We start from the raw sequence: 1,004 nt of genomic DNA, 5'->3' as shown, positions 1-1,004 counted from the left end.
GCGAGGTTAAGCGAATCCCATAAAACCATTCTCAGTTCGGATTGCAGGCTGCAACTCGCCTGCATGAAGCTGGAATCGCTAGTAATCGCGGATCAGCATGCCGCGGTGAATACGTTCCCGGGCCTTGTACACACCGCCCGTCACACCACGAGAGTTTGTAACACCCGAAGTCGGTGGGGTAACCGCAAGGAGCCAGCCGCCTAAGGTGGGACAGATGATTGGGGTGAAGTCGTAACAAGGTAGCCGTATCGGAAGGTGCGGCTGGATCACCTCCTTTCTAAGGAAACTGAAGTACGCAGTACTTCATAAAAAGACGCCGCTGTGTTGTGGTCAGTTTTGAGAGAACTAACTCTCAAAAAAGTATTTGCGCTTGCGTCTGCAAGATTAATCCACGATGATTAATTCCTCAGCGCAAAGCTGCAAGAAGAGACTCACTGATGATTAATCACGTTGTGATTGAACTCAGGAGCTTTGTTCTTTGAAAACTAGATAACGTAACAAGACATTCAATGTAAGAAAACTGTAAAGTTCTTTATTAGACTTTATAACTTGAGGTGAATGAGAAGCGAGAAGGTCGAGGAAGTGAAGTTCTGAAGGAACGGAGCGTAGGGTTTATCTACGTGAGTACCGTAGGAACAAAACTGACGAAGAGATTCGAAGCTTATCATACGCCGAACGGTTAAGTTAGAAAGGGCGCACGGTGAATGCCTTGGCACTAGGAGCCGATGAAGGACGGGACTAACACCGATATGCTTCGGGGAGCTGTAAGTAAGCACTGATCCGAAGATTTCCGAATGGGGAAACCCACTGCTCGTAATGGAGTAGTATCGATACCTGAATACATAGGGTATATGAAGGCATACCCGGGGAACTGAAACATCTAAGTACCCGGAGGAAGAGAAAGCAAATGCGATTTCCCAAGTAGCGGCGAGCGAAACGGAATATAGCCCAAACCAAGAGGCTTGCCTCTTGGGGTTGTAGGACACTCTATGTCAGAGTTACAA

The 1,004-nt window shown here is 47.5% G+C and carries 2 rRNA genes; both read left to right on the top strand.

Annotated features, from left to right (window positions below):
* Nucleotides 1-277, top strand: a 16S ribosomal RNA gene (locus PY093_RS21265); the annotation flags it as partial.
* A 400-nt stretch (nucleotides 278-677) separates the two neighbouring features.
* A 23S ribosomal RNA gene (locus PY093_RS21260) occupies nucleotides 678-1,004 on the top strand; the annotation flags it as partial.

This window comes from Cytobacillus sp. S13-E01, assembly GCF_029193815.1.
In the GTDB taxonomy this organism is placed as follows: domain Bacteria; phylum Bacillota; class Bacilli; order Bacillales; family Bacillaceae_L; genus Bacillus_BV.
This window is presented reverse-complemented; position numbering and strand designations above follow the sequence as displayed.